This is a genomic window from Paenarthrobacter sp. CC6, assembly GCF_040560085.1.
In the GTDB taxonomy this organism is placed as follows: Bacteria; Actinomycetota; Actinomycetes; order Actinomycetales; family Micrococcaceae; genus Arthrobacter; species Arthrobacter nicotinovorans.
This window is the reverse complement of the sequence record NZ_JARDAN010000032.1, coordinates 1-15,653: the sequence shown is the minus strand read 5'-3', so window position 1 is coordinate 15,653 and position 15,653 is coordinate 1. Positions and strand designations below refer to the sequence as shown.

Sequence of the window (15,653 nt, the reverse complement as noted above, 5' to 3'; positions counted from 1 at the left end):
ACCCTTTCAGCGTATGTGCGCCATATCACAGCAACAAGATACGATGTGTCTAAACAAATCACCCCAAACCGTACGGAGTGTCATGCCGATTCTGCTGGGCGCGGCTCTGGAGTACCAAAGCCTCAGATCTGCCGAACCGAAGCTGCTCAATGACGTGCCGGAGGCGCTGTCCCGGCCTGTCCGATGGGTGCACTCCAGCGAGGTCCTGGACATCGCTCCGCTCCTCAGCGGCGGCGAACTGCTCCTCAGTGGTGGGCAGGCGCTCGCCGGCGTGACGGCAGAACGGCAGGCTGACTATGTCCGCGACCTCGCGGCCCGGGGAGTCGCTGCACTGGCCCTCGAGACGGGTCCGGCCCTGCCCGAAGTGCCTGCGGCCATGTTGGAGGTCGCCGAGGCTGCCGGATTGCCAGTCATCGAGCTCCGTCAGGTAGTCCCGTTCGTCGGCGTGATGCAGGAAATCAATTCGCTGCTGGTGAGTGAATCCGTAGAGCACCTCCAGCGCGGTGACCAGGCAAGCCATGCCATGGCCGCCGAACTTGCCCACGGCGGCGGACTCGATCAACTCCTCGCTGTGTTGGCCGAAAGGACAGGCGCCAGCGCCAGGCTGGTCTCGCCGTCGGGCCTCACGCTCGGGGCGGCCGGCGGCACCTTTTCGTCCGACGACGACGGCAGCGTCACCGTGGTGGACGTGCCGGTGCGGGGCGTCCTTGCCGCTCGGCTCGAGGTGAAAATGCCCGACGGCGGCGATGCCGGCCTCGCGCGCGTGGCCGGCGAACGGTCCGTGGACATCCTTGGCCTGGCGCTGCTGCAGCGCATGCCTCCGGGATTGAAGGAACTGGCAGGCATCGAGCTCATGCGGGCCATCAATTCCGGAAGCCAGGAGTGGCAGCTGCACCAGCTTGGACCGGCGTCAGGCTTCCCCGTGGATGGTGCAGTGGCCGCCGTCGTGATTCGATCCACCAGCGCGGGACATCTGCGTCCGGCCGTTGACGCGCTGCTCCGCGGCTGCGTCCCGCACAGTGCGAGCTACGCCAATAACGCGGAGCTGATCGCGCTCGCCTCCCTGGGCGGGAGTGCCACCCGGCAGGTGTTGCTGGAAGCGCTGCGGGCACTCGACGTGCCATCAGGGTCCGTGGTGGCTGTGGGCCCGACGGGCAGGGGTATTTCCGAAGCGCCGTGGTCATTGGCTGAAGCACGGAGAGCCTTCGACCTCGATACGACTGGACGCGGAGTGGTGGATGCAGACACCCTCGCCGTTGAACTCCTGGCTGGCGAATCCCTGGACCCGGCCACCCGCGAGGGGTTTGTGCAGCGGCAGTTGGGTGCCGTCGTCGAGCATGACCGCCTGAAGAAGTCCGAACTGATGCGGACCTTGGCTGTCTGGTTGGATACGGGCTGCAACACGGCCCAGGCCGCCCGGGAATTGCACCTGGAGCGGCAGTCCTTGCACCACCGTCTTCAGCGGATCTTTGAGCTGTGCGGAGGAGATCCCCGGGGATCGGGGCGGCTTGCAGCGTTGCATTTGGCTACCCGGTTGGAGCGGCTGTAGCTCCTTAAACACCAATTCGCGGGTCCACTGACCACTTCGCCGTTGCGGAACGGCGAACGTGCAGCGGACCCGCGATCTCGGCGCAGCTAGGCTTACTTCAACACAATCGTCCTGTTCCCATTCAGGATGATCCGCCCCTCGCAGTGCCAACGAACGGCGTTGCTGAGGGCCTTGCATTCGGTGTCCCGACCGGCGGCTACGAGATCGTCCGGCCCGAACGTGTGGTCCACCTCCACTACCTGCTGGGCGATGATGGGTCCTTCATCCAGCTCGCCGTTCACGTAATGGGCGGTGGCACCAACAGTTTTCACGCCACGCGCGTATGCCTGGTGGTAGGGCTTGGCGCCCTTGAAGCTCGGCAGGAACGAGTGGTGGATGTTGATCGCCCGGCCGTCGAGCTTCCGGGCGAGGTCGTCGCTGAGGACCTGCATGTAGCGGGCCAGCACAATGAGTTCGACGTCGAGTTCGTCGATGATTTCCAGCAGGCGCCCCTCGGCAGCGGGCTTGGTGGCAGCGGTGACGGGTACGTGGAAGAACGGGATTCCGTGCCACTCGGCCAGACCCTGGTGGTCGGTGTGGTTTGAAACAACGCCCACCACGTCGATGGGCAGCTCACCGATCCGCGCCCTGAACAGGAGGTCGTTCAGGCAGTGCCCGAATTTGGAGACCATGATCAAAACCCGGCGCTTGGAACCCTGGCGCTCAAGCTGCCAGTTCATGGAGTATTTTTCTCCCACCGGGCAGAAAGCGGTACGCAGGGTGTCCAGCGTGGACTCGTCTCCGGAGGATGCGAAGTGCACCCGCATGAAGAAGTGGCCCTCGGCGCGATCACCGAACTGCTTGTTGTCGATGATGTCGCAGCCATTTTCCAGCAGGAAGCTTGATACCGCGTGGACGATCCCGGGTCCTTCGGGGCAGTCCAAGGTGAGGATGTGTTCAACGGTGGTCTCGGAAGAAACAGCGGCGGTTTCGGTTTGGATGGCAGTCATGGTCAGCACTCCACTACGTTGACGGCGAGGCCTCCACGGGAGGTCTCTTTGTACTTGGATTTCATGTCCGCGCCTGTCTCGCGCATGGTCTTAATGGCCTTGTCCAGCGATACCTTGTGGCTGCCGTCGCCATGCAGGGCAAGGCGGGCGGCGTTGATTGCCTTGACGCTGGCAATCGCGTTGCGTTCGATGCAAGGGATCTGCACCAGTCCGCCCACGGGGTCGCAGGTGAGGCCCAGGTTGTGCTCAATGCCCACTTCAGCGGCGTTTTCAACCTGCTCCGGCGTTCCGCCGAGGACTTCGCAGAGCCCGGCAGCAGCCATGGAGCAGGCAGAACCCACCTCGCCTTGGCAGCCCACTTCGGCGCCGGAAATGGATGCGTTGATTTTGAACAGGATCCCGACGGCGGCCGCCGCGAGCAGGAAGCGCACGACACCGTCGTCGTTCGCTCCCGGAACAAACTTTGTGTAATAGTGCAGCACCGCAGGCACAATACCGGCCGCACCGTTGGTGGGGGCGGTGACAATCCTGCCGCCCGCGGCGTTCTCCTCATTCACGGCCAGGGCGAACAGGTTCACCCATTCCATGGCGAGGAGGGGGTCCGAGGGATTGGATGCAGCCCCGTCGGCCTTGTTTGCGGCGTCGGTGGCCGCGAGCGTCTTGAACAACGACGGCGCCCGTCGCCTGACCTTCAAGCCTCCAGGCAGGATGCCCTCGGCGGAGCAGCCGTTGTCCACGCATTCCTGCATGACGGCCCAGATTCCCAGCAGCTTTTCGCGAAGTTCTTCTTCCGAGCGCCACACGAGCTCGTTGGCCAGCATGATGTCCGAGATGGACTTGCCTTCGCGCACGCAAATGGCCAGCAGTTCATCAGCAGTGGTGAAGGGGTACGGAAGCACGGTGTCGTCCGCTACGACTTTGTCGGCCCCGGAGGCGTCCCCGTCCACCACGAAGCCGCCGCCGATGGAGTAGTAGCTGCGCTCCCGCAACACTGCCCCGGTGTGGTCAAGTGCGCGGAACGTCATGCCGTTGGGGTGGGCCGGAAGCGACTTACGGCGGTGCAGGACCACGTCCTCGTCCCAGTTGAAATCCACTCGGTGGTTCCCGCCCAGGCGTAGTTCGGCGTCGAGCGCGGCGGCGGCAACCTGGTCGTCAGCTGTGGCAGTGTCCACAGTTTCGGGGGAGTGGCCCTGCAGTCCAAGCACCACGGCCTTGTCGGAACCGTGGCCCCGGCCGGTGGCGCCCAGGGAGCCGAAAAGCTCAGCTTGGACGCGCACCGTGGCCGGGAGCTGGCCGGATGATTCAAGACCATCCGTGAACTGCTTCGCCGCACGCATCGGGCCCACCGTGTGTGACGATGACGGCCCGATGCCCACAGAAAACAGATCAAGCACACTCAGTGCCATTACGGGACCTCAGGAGAGGCGTATTCACGCATGGCATCCAGGAGCCAACGTCCCAGGAAGTCGGCAAAGGACGCCCGGGGAAAGATCCGGTAGCTCTCATCCGAGGTCTTCCAGAGCATCACCGGGATGTGGGCAAGTTCGGTGGAGACAGCCGTGCCGGCCTTGAACACCCGGGGGTGAAGGTCCAGCGAGCACGTCTTCTCCAGCACTGCGCGGGCATGGCTGCCGGTAAGCTCAAACGTGGTGCGGTTGGCGGACAGATCCACCACCTGGCCGGCGTCGCTTCCCAGGGCCGTGGTCAGGTCGCTGACCAGGGAACCGCCGAGGGAGTCGTGGGCTTCTTCCGGTGCGACCACCAGGAACTCGGTGGGCCCGAGCCACAAGGTGTTGACGGAGCCCTTGTCCGCAACAGCGGCGCCCGTCACCTCACCGCAAGCGGCAGGCAAGCCGCCGGTCACGGACGCAACGCGGGCACCGGCGTCGGACGTCCGGTCAACCCGGATCCCCACCATGGCCTGGTACGGGATTTCGGTGAGCGTCACCGTGCCCGGCACCGAGCCGGAGGTGAAGGCGTCAGCCAGGTGCTCGGCGGGGCTGCGGCGGGCGCCCCGTACGCGGTTGACGGTTTCTGATGGTGTTGCTGTTTCAGCCATCTTTGCGGGTCCCTTCAGCATCGAAAAGTACGGTTTCGCCAACAACCACGTCCACCAATTGGTCTCCCAGCGAGGCCACGAGGGTCTCGCCGATGCGGTTGCGGCCGTTCTGGATGAGCGCCAGGGCGAAGGAGCGGCCCAGGGCGGCGCTGTGGTAGCTGGAAGTTACGAAGCCCTCCATGGGGACAGGTCCGTTTGCCGGGTTGACCGGGATGCCCTTCTCCACCAGCTGCGTGCCTTCGGGCAACCGCAGCGCGTGGTCCACAGGGAGGACGCTCACCAGGTGCTTGCGGTCCTCGCGGCTGGCGTCCTCACGGAGGTAGGAACGTTTGCCGATGAAGTCCTTGGCCTTGGAAACGATCCAGTCCATGCCGGCGTCCTGCGGGGTGACCGTGCCGTCGGTGTCCTGCCCGACGATCGGGTAGCCCTTCTCGGCGCGGAGCACGTGCATGGTTTCGGTGCCGTACGGGGTGATGTGGAACTCTGCACCTGCGGCAGCGACTGCTTCCCAGGTGTTGAGTCCGTACCAGGAGGGCACGTTGATTTCGTAGGCCAGTTCGCCGGAGAAGGAGATGCGGCAAACGCGTGCCTGCACTCCTGAGGCCAGCGTGGTCTCGCGGAAGGTCATGAACGGGAAAGCCTCGGCATCCAAGCCGCCGTTTTCGGCCAGCTGCGGTGCAACCTTCGCGAGCACGGCGCGGGACTTCGGGCCGACGACGGCGATGGTGCTCCACTGCTCCGTGACGGAGGTGAAAACAACGTCAAGGTCCGGCCATTCAGTCTGGTGCCATTCCTCCAGCCAGTCGAGGACCTTCGCTGCGCCGCCCGTGGTGGTGGTCATGAAGTAGCGGTCATCGTCCAGTCGGAGGGTCACGCCGTCATCGAAGATCATGCCGTCGAGGGTGCACATGACGCCGTAGCGGGCCGAACCCGGAGCGAGCTTCTTGAACGCGTTGGTGTAGACGCGGTTCAGGAATTCGCCCGCGTCCTTGCCGCGGATCTCGATCTTGCCCAGTGTGGTGGCGTCCATGAAGCCCACGGAATCGCGGACCGCCGCGCATTCGCGCAGGACTGCCGTATCCATGTCTTCACTGCCCTGCGGGTAGTACCAGGGGCGCTTCCACTGTCCAACGTCTTCGAACAGGGCGCCCTGGGCAACGTGCCAGGGGTGGATGGACGTGACCCGGGCGGGGTCGAAGAGCTCGCCGCGCTGGCGTCCGGCCAGGGCTGCGAAAGCCACGGGCGTGAAGGGCGCACGGTAGGCGGTGGTGCCGATTTCGCCGACTCCCGGAACGCTCTCCGCGCCGCCGAACTTCAACGCGGCGGCGATGACGCCGATTGCGTTGACGCCGGAGGTCTTGCCCTGATCGTTGGCGGTGCTGATGGACGTGTACCGCTTCACGTGCTCCACCGAGCGCATGCCCGCCCCGGTGGACCGGAGGACGTCCGCCACGGACTGGTCGCGCTGGAAATCGACGAAGTGGTGGTGCCATTCGCCGGGCTCACCGGACTGGCCGGGAACCAGCCACAGCTGGCGGCTCGGTGCGCTTGCCACAGGGGCCTGCAGTTCCACCGGGGTGGTTGCGGATTCGAAACCGGCGGCAATTGATGCTGCTGCTCCGGCCGAGATTCCTTCAGCCAGGCAATCCTGCAATTCGTAGCTGCCACGTCCTGCGCCGACAACCTGCTGGTCACGGACCGGGGCTGCGGGGATGAAGGCGGCAAGTTCGTCGTCCCAGCGCAGCTTGCCCTGGCGCTGGCTGTGGAGGTGGACCACCGGGCTCCAGCCGCCGGAAACGGCGAGCAGATCGGCAGCCAACTGTTCGACGCCCGAGGTGAGTTCGCCGTCGTCGTTGATGCTTCGGACGGTGACGCCGTTCAGGCGGCCGTTCTCATCCGCGGACGTGTCGGCCACGGCGCTGCCGATGAGGACCCGGATACCGGACTCGACGGCGGCGGCTGCTTTCGCGCTGATCTGCGGACGGGCATCGACGACGGCGGCAACCGCCACGCCTGCTGCCTTAAGGTCCGCGGCGAGTGCGTAAGCGGAGTCGTTGGTGGTGCTGATGACGACGCGCGAACCGGCGGCCACTGCGTAGCGGTTCAGGTAGGTGCGGGCAGCAGAGGCGAGCATGATGCCGGGGCGGTCGTTGTTCTCGAAGACCAACGGACGCTCGTGGGCACCGGGGGCCAGGACAACCTGCTTGGCACGGATGTGCCAAATACGCTGGCGGGAGACGCCTGATGCGGCCGGGACGCTCAGGTGGTCCGTGCGGTTCTGGGCCGCGATGAAGTAGTTGGAGTCGTAGGAGCCGAAGGCGGTGGTGCGGTTCAGCACCGTGCACTCTGCTGCCGAAACCAGTTCAGCTTCAACATCGGCAACCCATTCGAGGGCCGGCTTGCCTTCGATCTGCTCGGCGAGCTCTGGCGTGGTGGAACCGGAGAGCAGCGAGCCGCCGAGTTCGGGCTGGTCGTCGATCAGGATGACGCGGGCGCCGGTGCGGACAGCCTCGCGGGCTGCTGCCAATCCGGCGATACCGCCGCCGACCACCAGGACATCCGTGTGGACGTACTTCTTGTCGTACTCGGCCTTGTCCTCGTTGGGGTCAAGTTTGCCCAGGCCGGAAAGGAGTTCGATGCTCATGCCGTCCACCAGCGAAACCGCGGTGGCAGGGAGCATGGATTCGGCAACGTGGCCGGGGAAGCGCGGAGCGATCTTCACCAGGGCGTTGGACTCTTCCACGCCGGCGGCCATGATGCCGCGGGGGCGGTCCTCGTAAAGGGAGTTGCCTGCATTGATGTGGCCGTTGGCCAGCAGCGCGGAGGCGATGGTGTCACCCGGGTGGCCGGTGAATTCCCGGCCGTCCACGGTGAAGCGCCAAGCGATGCTGCGATCGATGCGTCCGCCGGTGGCGAGGCGTGCGTTCTTGCTGGTCACTTTCAGACTCCTTCCGAGGTGGTGGGGGCGGTGGCTGTGCCGGGGGCAGTGGCTGTGCCGGGGGCGAGGCCTGGTTCGCCGGCCTGGCCGTAAGCGCCGCTCTGGGTGAATTCGCCTGGCTTCTCCGGTGCGGCCTTGGGGCTCGACGCGGTGATGTCGGGTCGGGGTTGGCCCATTGCGTAGATGGAGTGGATTTCGTAGCTCACGGTGTCGCGGAGCATGTTGAACCACTGCCGGCAGCCCGTGCTGTGCACCCAGCGTTCAGCGAAAGTGCCCTTGGTGTTCTCGCGGTAGAACAGGTACTCGGCCCATTCGCGGTCGCTGAGGTCGTTCGGGTTTTCGGGGTAGGCGATGTGCGCCTGGCCGCCGTAATGGAATTCGGTTTCATCGCGTGGCCCGCAGTTGGGGCATGAAATGAGGAGCATGTCTTTCCTGTCCTGTCCTGGCTAGTGGGCCACGGCTGCTGCGCCGTGTTCGTCGATGAGTGCACCGGTCTCGAAGCGTTCCAGCGCGAAAGGCTTGTTCAGCTGGTGCGGAGCACCCGTGGCGATAGTGTGGGCGAAAGTCAGGCCGGCAGCAGGGGTTCCCTTGAAGCCACCGGTTCCCCAGCCACAGTTGACGAACATGTTCTCTACCGGGGTGAGCCCGACGATCGGCGAAGCATCCAGTGTGGTGTCCACAATTCCGCCCCAGGTGCGGAGCACATGGGCCCGGGCGAAGATCGGGAAGAGCTCAACAGCTGCTGCCATCTGCTCCTCGATCACGTGGAACGAGCCGCGCTGGCCGTAGCCGTTGTAGGAGTCGACGCCGGCGCCCATCACCAGTTCGCCCTTGTGGGCCTGGGAGACGTAGACGTGGACGTGGTTGGACATGACCACCGTGGGGTGGACAGGCTCGTGCAGTTCCGACACCAAGGCCTGCAACGGGTGCGACTGGATCGGCAGGCGGAAACCGGCCATTTCGGCCAGCACGGAGCTGTGGCCGGCAGCGCAGAGGCCCACCTTTTCGGTGTTGATGGTGCCGCGCGTGGTCTGGACACCGGTGACCTTGTTGCCGTCCTTGATGAAGCCGGTGACCTCGCAGTTCTGGATGATGTCCACACCGAGTTCATCGCACTTCCGGGCGAAGGCCCAGGCGACGTGGTCGTGCTTCGCAATGCCTGCACGCGGCTGGTACGTGGCGCCCATGACCGGGTAGCGGATGTTGTCGCTGGTGTTAAGGATGGGGCAGAGTTCCTTGACCTGGTCCGGTTCAAGCCACTCAGCGTCCACGCCGTTGAGCCGGTTGGCACCCACGCGGCGCATGCTCTCGCGGACATCGCCCAAAGTGTGGGCGAGGTTCATGACGCCGCGCTGGCTGAACAGGAAGTCGTACTCCAGCTCTTCGGGCAGGATTTCCCAGAGCTTGAGGGCGTGCTCGTAGATGGCAGCGCTCTCGTCCCAGAGGTAGTTGGAACGGATGATCGTGGTGTTGCGCGCCATGTTGCCACCGGCCAGCCAGCCCTTTTCCAGGATGGCGATGTTGGTCATGCCGTGGTTCTTGGCCAGGAAGTACGCGGTGGCCAGGCCGTGTCCACCGCCGCCTACGATCACGGCGTCGTAGCTCTTCTTCGGATCCGGGTTGCGCCAGAGGAAGTCCGGGTGCTCGGGGAGGTGGTCTGCACTCACTGGGCTGCTCCAATCAGTTCTGCTTCGGTTCCGGCGCCGTTTCCGGCCGTGGAAAGGTTGGGGTAGAGGGGCAGCTTGTCTGCCAGTGCGGTCACGCGGTTGCGCAGTTCGACGGCGGTCGAGTCGTCCAGGGTGCCGGTCGCCGCTGCGGCGATCAACGCCGTCGCAATAATGTCCGAGACCTCCGTGAACTCTTCGGCTCCGAAGCCGCGGGCCGCGAGTGCCGGGGTGCCGATGCGGAGTCCGGAGGAGACCATCGGCGGGCGGGGGTCGAACGGGACGGCGTTGCGGTTGACCGTGATGCCGATCCGGTGGAGGGTGTCCTCGGCCTGCTGTCCGTTGAGTTCGGAGTTGCGGAGGTCGGCGAGGACCAGGTGAACATCGGTTCCGCCGCTGACGACGGAGATACCGGCCGCGGCGACGTCGTCCTGGAGGAGGCGCTGGGCCAGGATCTTGGAGCCTTCCAGCACGCGGGCCTGGCGCTCCTGGAATTCCGGTTCCGCAGCCATCTTGAAGGCCACAGCCTTGGCGGCGATGACGTGTTCCAGCGGGCCGCCTTGCTGGCCCGGGAAGACAGCCGAGTTGACCTTCTTGGCGATGTCGGCGTCGTTGGTCAGGATCACGCCGCCGCGCGGGCCGCCGAGGGTCTTGTGCGTGGTGCTGGTGACGATGTGCGCGTGCGGCACGGGGCTCGGGTGGAGCCCGGCTGCCACCAGGCCGGCGAAGTGGGCCATGTCCACCATGAGGTACGCGCCCACCAGGTCCGCGATGCGGCGGAACTCGGCGAAGTCTACGTGGCGGGAGTAGGCGGACCAGCCGGCGACGATGAGCTGGGGCTTGTTCTCAAGCGCGAGGCGCTCAACCTCAGCCATGTCGATGGTGTGGGTGTCCTCGCGGACGCCGTAGGGGACCACGTTGTAGAGCTTGCCGGAGAAGTTGATGCGCATGCCGTGGGTCAGGTGGCCGCCGTGGGCGAGGTTCAGGCCCATGATGGTGTCGCCTGCGTTGATCAGGGCGTGCATTGCCGAAGCGTTGGCCTGCGCGCCGGAGTGCGGCTGGACATTGGCGAATCCGGCGCCAAAGAGGGACTTCAGGCGGTCGATGGCAAGCTGTTCGATCACATCAACGTGTTCGCAGCCGCCGTAGTAGCGCTTGCCCGGGTAGCCTTCGGCGTACTTGTTGGTCAGCACTGAGCCTTGGGCTTCCATGACAGCCGTAGGGGCGAAGTTTTCAGAGGCGATCATTTCCAGCGTGGACTGCTGGCGGATGAGTTCCTGGGCGATCGCCTGATCAACCTCCGGGTCCGCCTGTGCGAGCGGGCGGATCAGGGGTTCAACCATGGTGTTCTCCTTTGACGATTGTCTAGTGGCCGACTGTTGGGCAACTGATATATTAGAACTGTTGCCATAGTATGTTGAAGATCACATGGTCGTCAACAGGTCTGCGGCAACTCGTCCGACAGACTGGGATTGCGACAACGGGAGAGAGCCATGACCACAGCTTTGGAAGCACTGGAATCAGCTCCGCAGGGTACGTCCCTCGCGGAGAACGCCTACCTGCTGCTGCGTGACAGGCTCATCATGCTGGACATCAAGCCTGGCGATCCCATCAATGACGGCCAGATCGCGGCCGAACTCGGCATCGGCCGCACCCCCGTCCGCGAGGCCATTAAGCGCTTGGAGAGCGACCACCTTGTGGTTTCCTACCCCCGGCGGGGTACATTCGCCACCGGAGTGGACATCACCCAACTCGCTGAAGTCTCCGAAATCCGCGAACTCCTGGAGCCCCTGGCATCCCGCAAGGCCGCACGCATGGCGAGCCCCGCAATGCGCGACGAACTCCGCGCCGTAGCTGCCGCCATCCGGGACCTCGAGGGGCAGGATGCTTCCTCGACCGAACTCATGCGCTACGACATCCAGGTCCACCGGCTCATCTACAAAGCCTCGGCCAATGCGCACCTCGAGGACGTCCTCATCAGGTACGACAACCTCGCAACCCGCATCTGGTGCCACATGCTTGAGAAGATGCCCTCGGTCTCCGGCCACATCTCCGAGCACGCCGACCTCCTCACCGCCATCGCCGACGGCGACGAAAACCTCGCCGCCGAGCTGGCCCTGAATCACGTGGTCAGCTTCGAAGAGACCATCCGCAAGGTCCTCTGACCCTCACTCACGTTCCGCGTGCTTGGCGCGGACGCTTGCTCACGTTCCGCGTGTTTCCTTCCGACGCTTCCTCACGTTCCGCGTGCTTGGTGTGGACGCTTCCTCACGTTCCGCGTGCTTCCTTTCCGACGCTTGCTCACATTCCGCGTGTTTGGTGTGGACGCTTGCTCGCGTTCCGCGTGGTTGAGCTGGGTGTGATCTGGGTTTGACCCAAATCGCCGGGAGTCTGATGCTGCCCGCTTGTCGGTGAGTCGCGAGGCCCGACGTCGGCACCCAGGCTGGGTGCCGACGTCGGGCTTTCCCTCTTGTGCGGCTGAGGGAGGGGTGGGGTGAAGGGTGCGGGGTGTGATGAAGCGTTGGGTTGAAGGGCGCGGAATGTGAGGGAGGGTTGGGCGAGTTTCAACGCTCAGTGCAACTTGAAATCACCCAGTGCAACAAATGGCAAATTCGACCTCGCCCCCACGCTCCGCAGCACTTCGCCAGAGAAGTCGCTCGAGATTTTGCAAATCACCCCTTGACCGTGATCCACAGCACACATACTCTGGTGCAACAGCGTTGCGTTGAATGCAACCCCAATGATTTTGGTGGACACATGAGCAATGAATCCTCTGTGGCAGCCGAGCAAGGCACCTCACCCGCCTCCGGCCACAACCACACACCCAGCCCCAAGAACACAGCCAGCAAGAACACAGCCAGCAAGAACACAGTCAGCAAAGACACCCGACGGCGGGTTGTCACTGCCAGCTTCATCGGCAACTTTGTCGAATGGTTCGATTACGCCGTCTACGGCTATCTGGCCGGCATCATCTCCTCGGTCTTCTTCCCTGAGTCCGACCGGCAAACCGCCCTGCTCGCGACCTTCGGAGTCTTCGCCATCAGCTTCTTCGTGAGGCCGCTCGGCGGTTTCATTTGGGGCCACATCGGAGACAGGCTCGGCCGCAAGCAAGCACTCAGCCTCTCGATCGTCCTCATGTCGGTGGCGACTTTCTGCATCGCCCTGATCCCGGGATACGCCACGATCGGCGTCATGGCGCCCATCCTTCTCCTCCTGGTCCGGGTAGTCCAAGGCTTCTCGGCCGCCGGCGAGTATGCAGGCGCGTCCGCCTTCCTGGTGGAGTACGCACCGGCCAATCGCCGCGGACTCTATGCCGCCGTCGTGCCTGCAAGTACGGCAGCGGGACTGCTGCTGGGATCCCTGCTGGCCGCCCTGCTGAGTTCGATCCTCACCACAGAGCAGCTGAACGAATGGGGCTGGCGCCTGCCCTTCCTGCTCGCGGCACCCATGGGCCTGATTGGTCGGTACATCCGGACCAAGCTGGAGGACACGCCGGCATTCCGTGAACTGGCTGAGAAGGACACCGCAGTCAAAGCACCTGCCTTCGCCATGTTCAGGACCTACCGGAAGCAGCTCATCATCGCCACCGGTGCGGTGCTGCTCAACGCCGTCGGCTTCTACGTGATCCTCAGCTACATGCCCACATACCTGTCGGAAGAGCTGGGCTTCGGAGCCACGGAATCGTTCCTGGCCACCACCATTGCCCTGGCCAGCTACATCGGCTTCATCTTCCTGACCGGTATTGCCTCCGACAAATTCGGCCGCAAGCGCATGCTCATGACGGCGTCAGTCCTCTTCGTCCTGCTGACCGTCCCGGCCTTCATGCTCCTGGACACCCGCAACTTCCTGGTGATCGTGTTGGTGCAGATCCTGCTGGGCGGGATGCTCACCCTCAACGACGGTACCCTGCCCAGTTTCCTCGCCGAACTCTTCCCCACGAAGGTCCGCTACACCGGCTTTGCTGTCAGCTTCAACCTCTCCAACGCCCTGTTCGGCGGCACCGCACCGTTCATGGCAACACTCCTGATCGGCATGACCCACAGCAAGCTGGCCCCCGGCTGGTACCTCGTGGCCGCCGCCCTCGTTTCCCTCATCGCAGTCCTTTTCGCAGCAGAAACGTCAAAGAAGCCGCTGCAGCAGGACTAGTCAAACCAACCCATTGAAAGGAACCACCATGACCATCACCGAAAACGAGTCCGTCAACGATGTCGCAAAACTCGAGCGCACCAAGGTCCTTCACAACGGCGGAAAGGTTTCGCTGACCTTCTCCGACGCTGAGTTCGAACGCCGCCTCGCTGGCCTCCGCAGGATCATGGCCGAGAAGGACCTCGACGCCGTCGTCCTCACCAGCTACCACTCCATCAAGTACTACTCCGATTTCCTCTTCACCTACTTCGGCCGGTCCTACGGCATGGTGGTCACCAAGGATGACACGGTCACCATTACGGCCAATATCGACGCCGGTATGCCTTGGCGCCGCAGCTACGGCGACAACCTCGTGTACACGGACTGGCGCCGCGACAACTACATTCATGCCATCCAGGAAGTCCTGCGGACCCGCGGCATCAACCCGCGCCGCATCGGCGTCGAGGATGACTCGCTGCCCTTGGACAACCGGAACAAGATCCAGGCCGCGTTCTCCGGCGCGACGCTGGTGGACGTTGCGCAGGCGGCCATGCGCCAGCGCATGATCAAGTCCGACGAAGAGATCGCTGTCATCAAACACGGCGCGCGCATCGGCGACCTGGGCGGCGAAGCCATCCGCAACGCGATCACTGCGGGTATCACGGAGTACGAGGTTGCCCTGATCGGCACCGAGGCCATGGTCCACGAGATTGCCCGGACCTTCCCCGACTCGGAAATCCGCGATACCTGGGTGTGGTTCCAGTCGGGCATCAACACCGACGGCGCCCACAACTGGGCCACCACCCGCAAGATCCAGGAACACGACATCCTGTCCCTGAACTGCTTCCCGATGACCAGCGGCTACTACACCGCCCTGGAGCGCACCCTGTTCTACGGCGAACCGGATGCCCGCTCACTGGAACTGTGGAACATCAACGTTGAGGTCCACAAGCGCGGACTGGAACTCATCAAGCCGGGCGCTGTCTGCAAGGACATCGCTGCGGAGCTCAACGAGATCTACATCAGCCACGGCCTCCTGGCGAACCGGACCTTCGGCTACGGCCACTCGTTCGGTGTGCTCAGCCACTACTACGGACGTGAAGCCGGTCTTGAACTGCGCGAGGACATCGACACGGTCCTCGAGCCCGGAATGGTGGTTTCGATGGAGCCCATGATCACTGTGCTGGACGGCCAGCCGGGTGCCGGCGGATACCGGGAACACGACATCCTGGTGGTCGGCGAGGACGGTGCGGAGAACATCACCAAGTTCCCGTTCGGCCCCGAGTACAACATCATCGGAGCCTAGGGTGCAACGGCCGGCGGGCGCAGTGCACGGCGTCCGCCGGCCCCGGTCCGGAACTTCCGGACCGCCGCGGCGAAATATAGTGAACCCATGACTCCCACGGAAACCAGCGAGACTCCTGACGGCAACAACGGTAACGGCGACAGCAAGAGCACGTCCGTCATCGTCAACGCCATCGCGGTGCTGAGGAGCTTTACTGCAGACGAGCCGCTCCTGGGGGTCACCGAAATCGCGGGCCGGATCGGCCTGCACAAGAGTACGGTTTCTCGCATCCTGGCCACGCTTGAGCAGGAAAACCTGGTAGAGCGCGACGTCGATTCGCGCAGGTTCCGCTTGGGGTTGGGGATGATCGCAATGGCGGGCCCCCTCCTGGCGGAACTCGAAGAGCGACGCGTGGCCTACCCCGTACTGCGGGAGTTGACCGAACGCACGGGCGAGACGAGCGCTCTCATGGTGTGGAACGGCGTCGAGTCCATGTGCGTGGAGCAGATCCCCAGCCGCCACCAGGTGAAACACCTGGCCCCGCTCGGAGCCCGCTACAACGAGGCATTGAGTTCATCGGTGCAGGTGTTCCTTGCCAACGAAGACAAGGACAGGGTGCGGAACCTGCTGCGCAGTGGTTCCATCACCCTGCCGGGCCTGGACGAAGCTTCTGTCGAAAGTTACCTGGCTCGGCTTGAAGAAGCCGCTAAACGGGGCTGGGCCGCCAACTTCGGCGAAACCTCCATCGAAGAGGTCGGGGTTGCTTCGCCGGTCTACGACCACAGGGGCGACATCGTGGCCTCCGTCTTGATTCCTGCCCCCAAATTCCGGGTCTCACAGGACACATTGGCCAGCCTTGGCGAAGCCTGCGCCGCAGCGGCGGCCAAGGTCACCTCACGCCTGGGTGGCCGCTCCCCGCGGTAGTTGCCCATCCGCCGTCGAGTTGGCAGTTGATGACAATCCGCCGCGGGCAAAGTCATAGGGTCGTTGCAACGCTCTGATTGATGGAGCGTTTTATGGTCAAGTTGTTCCCCAAGGCTGCGC

The 15,653-nt window shown here is 64.2% G+C and carries 12 protein-coding genes; 5 read left to right on the top strand and 7 right to left on the bottom strand.

Features of this window, described 5'->3' with window-relative positions:
- Positions 1 to 82 precede the first annotated feature (82 nt).
- Positions 83 to 1,549 carry a PucR family transcriptional regulator gene (locus PV760_RS20635; RefSeq protein ID WP_354628588.1) on the top strand — a complete coding sequence of 489 codons (1,467 nt, stop codon included), beginning with the start codon at positions 83 to 85 and terminating at the stop codon, positions 1,547 to 1,549.
- Positions 1,550 to 1,641: 92 nt separating this feature from the next.
- On the opposite strand, the gene purU is transcribed toward PV760_RS20635, so the two are convergent.
- The 7 genes from purU to glyA are packed head-to-tail and all read right to left on the bottom strand — an operon-like array spanning position 1,642 to position 10,542.
- Positions 1,642 to 2,538: a formyltetrahydrofolate deformylase gene (gene purU / locus PV760_RS20630; RefSeq protein WP_354628587.1), complete on the bottom strand. Its 897-nt coding sequence runs from the start codon at positions 2,536 to 2,538 to the stop codon at positions 1,642 to 1,644.
- 2 nt (positions 2,539 to 2,540) lie between these two features.
- A complete protein-coding gene (locus tag PV760_RS20625) occupies positions 2,541 to 3,944 on the bottom strand; it encodes an L-serine ammonia-lyase (RefSeq protein WP_018780322.1) in 1,404 nt (467 codons plus the stop codon).
- Complete coding sequence (locus PV760_RS20620; protein ID WP_039243270.1) at positions 3,944 to 4,597, bottom strand: sarcosine oxidase subunit gamma; 654 nt, start codon at positions 4,595 to 4,597, stop codon at positions 3,944 to 3,946. The genes PV760_RS20625 and PV760_RS20620 overlap by 1 nt, the downstream gene beginning before the upstream one ends.
- On the bottom strand, positions 4,590 to 7,535 hold the full coding sequence (locus PV760_RS20615) for a sarcosine oxidase subunit alpha family protein (RefSeq protein WP_354628586.1): 2,946 nt from the start codon (positions 7,533 to 7,535) through the stop codon (positions 4,590 to 4,592). Before PV760_RS20615 ends, PV760_RS20620 begins: the two co-directional genes overlap by 8 nt.
- A 2-nt stretch (positions 7,536 to 7,537) precedes the next feature.
- The gene (locus PV760_RS20610; protein WP_354628585.1) at positions 7,538 to 7,960 is read right to left on the bottom strand and encodes a sarcosine oxidase subunit delta; all 423 of its coding nucleotides are present in this window, start codon (positions 7,958 to 7,960) and stop codon (positions 7,538 to 7,540) included.
- A 21-nt stretch (positions 7,961 to 7,981) separates the two neighbouring features.
- Complete coding sequence (locus PV760_RS20605; RefSeq protein ID WP_039243264.1) at positions 7,982 to 9,202, bottom strand: sarcosine oxidase subunit beta family protein; 1,221 nt, start codon at positions 9,200 to 9,202, stop codon at positions 7,982 to 7,984.
- The gene (gene glyA, locus PV760_RS20600) at positions 9,199 to 10,542 is read right to left on the bottom strand and encodes a serine hydroxymethyltransferase (RefSeq protein WP_227453592.1); all 1,344 of its coding nucleotides are present in this window, start codon (positions 10,540 to 10,542) and stop codon (positions 9,199 to 9,201) included. Before glyA ends, PV760_RS20605 begins: the two co-directional genes overlap by 4 nt.
- Positions 10,543 to 10,692: 150 nt before the next feature.
- On the opposite strand from glyA, the gene PV760_RS20595 reads away from it, so the two are divergent.
- The 4 genes from PV760_RS20595 (at position 10,693) to PV760_RS20580 (ending at position 15,533) form a co-directional block, all read left to right on the top strand.
- Complete coding sequence (locus tag PV760_RS20595) at positions 10,693 to 11,364, top strand: GntR family transcriptional regulator (protein ID WP_018780316.1); 672 nt, start codon at positions 10,693 to 10,695, stop codon at positions 11,362 to 11,364.
- Positions 11,365 to 11,956: 592 nt separating this feature from the next.
- Complete coding sequence (locus PV760_RS20590) at positions 11,957 to 13,345, top strand: MFS transporter (protein WP_354628584.1); 1,389 nt, start codon at positions 11,957 to 11,959, stop codon at positions 13,343 to 13,345.
- 28 nt (positions 13,346 to 13,373) lie between these two features.
- On the top strand, positions 13,374 to 14,630 hold the full coding sequence (locus PV760_RS20585; RefSeq protein ID WP_018780314.1) for an aminopeptidase P family protein: 1,257 nt from the start codon (positions 13,374 to 13,376) through the stop codon (positions 14,628 to 14,630).
- A gap of 87 nt (positions 14,631 to 14,717) precedes the next feature.
- Positions 14,718 to 15,533 (top strand): IclR family transcriptional regulator, encoded by an 816-nt coding sequence (locus PV760_RS20580; RefSeq protein WP_354628583.1) that lies wholly within the window; start codon positions 14,718 to 14,720, stop codon positions 15,531 to 15,533.
- Positions 15,534 to 15,653 lie beyond the last annotated feature (120 nt).

What these genes read in the sequence shown, in the direction of transcription:
- PV760_RS20635 (WP_354628588.1), top strand. Translation starts at nt 83, where the DNA reads ATGCCGATTCTGCTGGGCGCGGCTCTGGAGTACCAAAGCCTCAGATCT.
- purU (WP_354628587.1), bottom strand. Translation starts at nt 2,538, where the DNA reads ATGACTGCCATCCAAACCGAAACCGCCGCTGTTTCTTCCGAGACCACC.
- PV760_RS20625 (WP_018780322.1), bottom strand. Translation starts at nt 3,944, where the DNA reads ATGGCACTGAGTGTGCTTGATCTGTTTTCTGTGGGCATCGGGCCGTCA.
- PV760_RS20620 (WP_039243270.1), bottom strand. Translation starts at nt 4,597, where the DNA reads ATGGCTGAAACAGCAACACCATCAGAAACCGTCAACCGCGTACGGGGC.
- PV760_RS20610 (WP_354628585.1), bottom strand. Translation starts at nt 7,960, where the DNA reads ATGCTCCTCATTTCATGCCCCAACTGCGGGCCACGCGATGAAACCGAA.
- glyA (WP_227453592.1), bottom strand. Translation starts at nt 10,542, where the DNA reads ATGGTTGAACCCCTGATCCGCCCGCTCGCACAGGCGGACCCGGAGGTT.
- PV760_RS20595 (WP_018780316.1), top strand. Translation starts at nt 10,693, where the DNA reads ATGACCACAGCTTTGGAAGCACTGGAATCAGCTCCGCAGGGTACGTCC.
- PV760_RS20590 (WP_354628584.1), top strand. Translation starts at nt 11,957, where the DNA reads ATGAGCAATGAATCCTCTGTGGCAGCCGAGCAAGGCACCTCACCCGCC.
- PV760_RS20585 (WP_018780314.1), top strand. Translation starts at nt 13,374, where the DNA reads ATGACCATCACCGAAAACGAGTCCGTCAACGATGTCGCAAAACTCGAG.
- PV760_RS20580 (WP_354628583.1), top strand. Translation starts at nt 14,718, where the DNA reads ATGACTCCCACGGAAACCAGCGAGACTCCTGACGGCAACAACGGTAAC.